Annotated in this window: 4 protein-coding genes; all 4 read right to left on the bottom strand. The window is 43.3% G+C overall.

The genetic code is table 11. From position 1 onward, the window contains the following. Window positions 1-237: 237 nt before the first annotated feature. Genes dagF through A5875_RS22970 form a run of 4 tightly spaced genes read right to left on the bottom strand, consistent with a single transcriptional unit; the run spans window position 238 to window position 3,705 of the window. Window positions 238-978, bottom strand: a complete 741-nt coding sequence (dagF, locus tag A5875_RS22985; RefSeq protein WP_088935925.1) for a 2-dehydro-3-deoxy-phosphogluconate aldolase — start codon at window positions 976-978, stop codon at window positions 238-240. Between the two features lie 12 nt (window positions 979-990). Beyond that, window positions 991-2,082 (bottom strand): DgaE family pyridoxal phosphate-dependent ammonia lyase, encoded by a 1,092-nt coding sequence (locus tag A5875_RS22980; RefSeq protein ID WP_088935924.1) that lies wholly within the window; start codon window positions 2,080-2,082, stop codon window positions 991-993. Window positions 2,083-2,101: 19 nt separating this feature from the next. Next, window positions 2,102-2,953, bottom strand: a complete 852-nt coding sequence (locus tag A5875_RS22975; protein ID WP_171004866.1) for a PTS system mannose/fructose/sorbose family transporter subunit IID — start codon at window positions 2,951-2,953, stop codon at window positions 2,102-2,104. Next, entirely contained in the window at window positions 2,953-3,705 is a 753-nt protein-coding gene (locus A5875_RS22970) for a PTS mannose/fructose/sorbose/N-acetylgalactosamine transporter subunit IIC (RefSeq protein WP_088935923.1), read from the bottom strand. The genes A5875_RS22975 and A5875_RS22970 overlap by 1 nt, the downstream gene beginning before the upstream one ends. Window positions 3,706-3,805 lie beyond the last annotated feature (100 nt).

Raw genomic sequence — 3,805 nt, 5'->3', positions numbered from 1 at the left:
GCAACAGGTTCAATGATAGTCAACGGTAAAAATTAGAAAAAACAACTTATTTGCTAATTGTTTTGTTAAAAAGACTCTTCGATATTTGTAGACGCGCCTTATCCTTTTTTCTAAAAAATAACAAATTTATTAACACCACTTGCAGTAAATAGCGTTTTCGAAGTTAAAACGAAGAGCTGGGTTTGAGTAGTTGCCTCCTCAAACCCAGCTCGCTCGTTCTCTCTATTCGAGAAAATTTTATCCCAAAATCTTTTTCATTATCTCCAACAAAGTTTGGACATCTTCCGGTCTCGTAGCTCCTGTTTCAGGATCAATGATCGAACTGTAGACATGGGGAATGATTTTTTTGACCCCAGCATCCACCGCTATTTGGACGATTTCTTCAAAATTATCCAAATCGATTCCACCAGTCGGCTCTAAATAGAAATCATGTTCGGCACAAGCTTTCGCAACGACCTGATACTCTTCTTTGTGAGCCAAACCCTTCATGGGAAAATACTTCACCGAACTGCCGCCCATATCCTGTAGCAATTTAATCGCCGTTTCGATCGGTACGACGGCTTCAGGAGCTGTCGTACTCAATGGACCAGTCGCAATATTCACATACCCGATTTTTCCGGTTGGAGAGACTAAGCCATTTACGATTGTCTCGTTTTGCCCTAAAAGTGCCCGAGAAGTCCCCACTCCTGTAAATACTTGATTGACGTGCTGCGGTTGTAGAATCGCAGAAATGCGGGAAACCATCTGACTTTGGTTAGGATCGCCGGCTCCCAGCCCTACGGATAATGCGTTATTCGTTGCTGCTTGATAAAGCTTCATGTCTTCTATTGCTGCTTCATCAGTAGCATAATTTTTTGACAATACTCCTAATACAACATGCCCTTCTGCCGCCTCGTAACATTCCTTGGCATTCTCAACAGAATTCGCTAAGACATTTAAGCAAATACGATCTGCTAAATAATTTGGTATCAATGACATACCGTCTCTCCTTTACTTCATAATTTCTTGCAGGCGCTGAACGATTTTGGTCAGTTCCTGTTCATCAACCGAACGGATATCAAATTCGATAATTCCGTTATTTGCTTGGTATTCACGTGTGTAAATTGCAGGATTTTCTTCTTTCAGTTCAGTAATGATCGTCTTAGCTGGTTTAGGTCCGGCAGCTTTGACACTTGCCCGATAAATATCGCGGCCAGCTCCATCTTGAACAATCTTCGCCTCTAAGCCGTCAATTTGATTGACCGCTGTAATAAACGGAGTCAATCGCCGCTTCATTGATTCTCCAGCTTCATTTCCCTTCGTTAAATAATCGGCAACCGCTTGGGTAAAGCCTAAGATATTGTCTTTGCCGATTTTCATCGAGCGGCCGATTCCTTTACTTTGCAGTCTGACCCACTCTACATACTCTTTTTTCCCGATAACTAGTCCTGCACTAGGTCCTTCCATCGCCTTAGCTCCAGAATAAATGACTAAATCCGCCCCTGCTTGAGTGTATTTGAAAAGATCTTCCTCTGCAGCCGCATCAACGATTAGCGGCAGCCGATATTTTTCAGCTACGGTTGCTGCCTCTTCAACACTCAGCATACTTTTTTGAACTGTATGGTGACTTTTGATATACAAAATCGCCGCAGATGCTGGTGTTATCATCATTTCAAGATGCTCCGGCGAACACATATTGGCATAGCCAGCCTCTACGACTTTCCCACCGCCTTGCTCGACCATGACTTCCACCGGTGTGCCATAATCTACGTTGTGGCCTTTAGGAAGGATGATCTCTCTTTTATCTATTTTGTCCGTGTAAGGGTGGTAGACATGATAAAGACTGCCTTCTCCAATTACCGCTGCAACAGACTGAGCAATGCCGGCAGAAGCAGAAGACACGATTTGGGTATCTTCTGTTTTCAACAAGTCCGCGAGATATTTCCCCGTTTGAACCATCAAATCGCTCATCTCAAAAAAATGTTCTCCACCAAAACGTTGCGCCGCCAGCACTTTTTCTGATACCTTCGAAACGCCTAAAATCGTCATTCGTCCAGAAGCATTAATTACTTCTTTCAAACCAAATTTTTCATAGCTGATCATTTTCACACCTTCAATAGTTTTATAATAGTCCGAAGAATGAAGCGACAATACTGATCACAACGATCGTACCGATAATAATGCCGTATCGCGGACCTTTTTTGACCATAAAGAAATAAATCGCAAATACCGCCGTCAGCGGCAATAAGCCTCTGACAATCTGATCAAAAATATCTTGTAAAATAATCGTTGCGCCACCAGGGACTTTGAATTTCATCGGACTGGCAATATTTACATAGCTGGCGCTCAAGGCTCCCATCATCATCATTCCTAAAACGTTCGCCGCATAAATCACTTGCTTGATCTTGCCGTCTTTCAGCAAGCTCAAGATCGAATTCCGGCCTAACGTATAAGACTTGTTGATCAACAGCCAGCTGATATACATCGTAACCGCGGTATAAATCACGATTGGTCCTATCCCGCCAATCGCGTTTCCGTTAGAAGCCATCGGAATAAAAATTGAAATAATTAAGGGCATAACCGCCGCCCAAATGATCGAATCTCCGATACCAGCTAAAGGCCCCATCAATCCTGTTTTGATGGAAGTGATCGCCGTATCTGTAATCGCCGCGCCGTTGGATTTTTCCTCCTCCATCGCAATCACGATCCCTTGAATCGAAGAACCAATCGTTCCTTCTGTATTAAAGAAATTCAAATGGCGTTTCAATGCTTCTCTTTGCGCCTCTTCATCATCGGCATACAATTTTTTAACAGCCGGAATCATTGAAGCACAAAAGACCAGACTTTGTAGTCGTTCATAGGAATTGGATAACTCACAGCCTAGCTGATAAATCCAAAAAGAACGCGATAATTCTTTCTTCGTAATTTTCTTCTGCTCTAATTGCTGTTCATTTTTTTCTGTCATTTGTTCCATTATGCAGCCGCCTCCTCTTCTAACGCCTTGTTTCTAACTAAGAATGCTACACAGACACCAATAATTGCTACTGCCATCACTTCTGCTCCAAAATAAACAACTGCCACAAAACCGATTAAGAAGTACGGAATCAGATGCTTCTTGCCAATCACCATGATCGTTAAAGCAAAGCCGAGAGCCGGCAAGATACCGCCCATCACTTCAAAGCCGTGCATCAGCCATTCAGGAATCACATCTAACACTTGATTAACAATCGATTGACCAAAAAAGTTTGCCGCAAACACTAACGGAAAACGAATCACAAAACCAGCCATTGCCGGATATAAAAAGGCTGCGCGATAAATTCCAGAATAATTTAACTCCTCTGCATATTTGTCCGCCATATGAACCCAAGTCGCATTGACCGTCCGGCGAAGCTGATCCATAAATACTCCCAGCACTCCAAATGGTACTGCCAAAGCAATCGCCGCCTCCGCGTTCATTCCGACACCTAAAGCAATTGGGATCGCAATTGCCGAAGCCAACGCTGGATCACTAGGAACATTCCCGCCTGGCGTCGAAGTTACACCTAGATAAACCAGCTGGATACCAGCACCGATCACCATTGCCTCTGCTAATTTTCCGGTCGCAACCCCGGCTATCAACGCCGCCGAAAGCGGTTGGGAAAGCATTCCCGAGAATGTATACCCGAAACGCAGGCGAGCAAACCAATAGTATAAGCCCATTACGATTGAAATACCTAAAACACCCATAATTCAAACTCTCCTTTTTTATTGATCTTTTTAGTTTCAAAGCCTTCCACCAGCTAACTAACTCCGGTCACACTGGTTTTTATAGTGATTTATATTTTTC

It is taken from the genome of Enterococcus sp. 3H8_DIV0648 (genome assembly GCF_002140655.1).
Classification (GTDB): Bacteria; Bacillota; Bacilli; order Lactobacillales; family Enterococcaceae; genus Enterococcus_A; species Enterococcus_A hulanensis.
This window is presented reverse-complemented; position numbering and strand designations above follow the sequence as displayed.

Excerpts from the sequence above, each read along its gene's own strand:
- dagF (WP_088935925.1), bottom strand. The coding sequence starts at position 978 with ATGTCATTGATACCAAATTATTTAGCAGATCGTATTTGCTTAAATGTC.
- A5875_RS22980 (WP_088935924.1), bottom strand. The coding sequence starts at position 2,082 with ATGATCAGCTATGAAAAATTTGGTTTGAAAGAAGTAATTAATGCTTCT.
- A5875_RS22975 (WP_171004866.1), bottom strand. The coding sequence starts at position 2,953 with ATGGAACAAATGACAGAAAAAAATGAACAGCAATTAGAGCAGAAGAAA.
- A5875_RS22970 (WP_088935923.1), bottom strand. The coding sequence starts at position 3,705 with ATGGGTGTTTTAGGTATTTCAATCGTAATGGGCTTATACTATTGGTTT.